The sequence below is a fragment of the Streptomyces sp. NPDC051907 genome (assembly GCF_040681075.1).
Taxonomy (GTDB): domain Bacteria; phylum Actinomycetota; class Actinomycetes; order Streptomycetales; family Streptomycetaceae; genus Streptomyces.
Genome location: NZ_JBFAYB010000262.1, coordinates 1 through 1,007, shown reverse-complemented (window position 1 = coordinate 1,007; position 1,007 = coordinate 1). Strand labels below are relative to the sequence as shown.

Genomic DNA, 1,007 nt, shown 5'->3' with positions numbered 1-1,007 from the left:
CGTACCGTCCCCTTCTGGTCGCCGAGGCTCCAGTCGACCTCCAGGTACCAGTTCACGTCGTGCTGCTCGGTGTGCACGTCGAAGTTGATCACCTGATTTACCTTGTATGTATTCCATAATTATATATCCTGTCTGTACATTTTCAAATGGATAATAATTATAAATCCTTACAATATTTTTATGATTTAACTTAAATAATATTTTTATTTCATCCAGAAAACTTTTGAAAAACTTTTCTTTAAAGATTTGATCTTCTATAATTGGTTCATATTTTTTTGCTACAAAAAGCTCATCAATAAAAGAATCTCTTATAACAACAGTTTTTCCGAAAGCACCACTTCCTAAGTTATTATTCACCATTATGTAATCTTTTTCTCTAAAGAACGTTACGACATCGCCATCTTTAACAACCATTATTTCTCCAGTATAATAAAATTTAGTATTAATAAGCCTATTTTATCATAATCAATCTCCTTATAAAATAAATATAAAATTAATTAAAATACTATCTATAACTCTTTTATCCTTTCAAAACCTATATCACGAGTTTCTGCCAGCAAATGCCTATATGTACGTGTTAATTCCTCCACAGAATGCCCCAATACTTTAGCTATAACATCAAGCGGAATTCCTTCAGTTACTAAAAATGTTGCTCTAGTATGCCTTGCACCATAAATTGTAATTACTGGAGCAATATTTAAAGAATTTAAAACTTTTTTCAATATTTTATTACAACTGGCATTTGTTGGAATGTTTTTTTTTAGTCCGTAATGTTGAAACACATAATTATGCGTATTTTTTATTCCTAATTCATTATTTGTTATTCTTTGCTCTTTTTTCAGCTCTTTTAATACCATAATAGATTCATGATTAATAGGAACATAACGAATAGAATCTTTGGTCTTTGGAGCAACAACTTCTAATGTACTTGAATTTACTCGATTATCTGTAAATAATAATTGATTTTCAAAATCTACATGATTCCAAGTAAGAGCTAGTAATTCTCC

2 protein-coding genes are annotated in these 1,007 nt (G+C 29.9%); both read right to left on the bottom strand.

Translation table 11 applies throughout. The features are described from left to right. Nucleotides 1-414 (bottom strand): protein kinase (locus AB0M39_RS42260; protein WP_365374573.1); only part of this gene is annotated, 414 nt, incomplete at its 3' end. A gap of 95 nt (nucleotides 415-509) precedes the next feature. Beyond that, a partial coding sequence (locus AB0M39_RS42255; RefSeq protein ID WP_365374570.1) for a site-specific integrase occupies nucleotides 510-1,007 on the bottom strand: 498 nt, incomplete at its 5' end.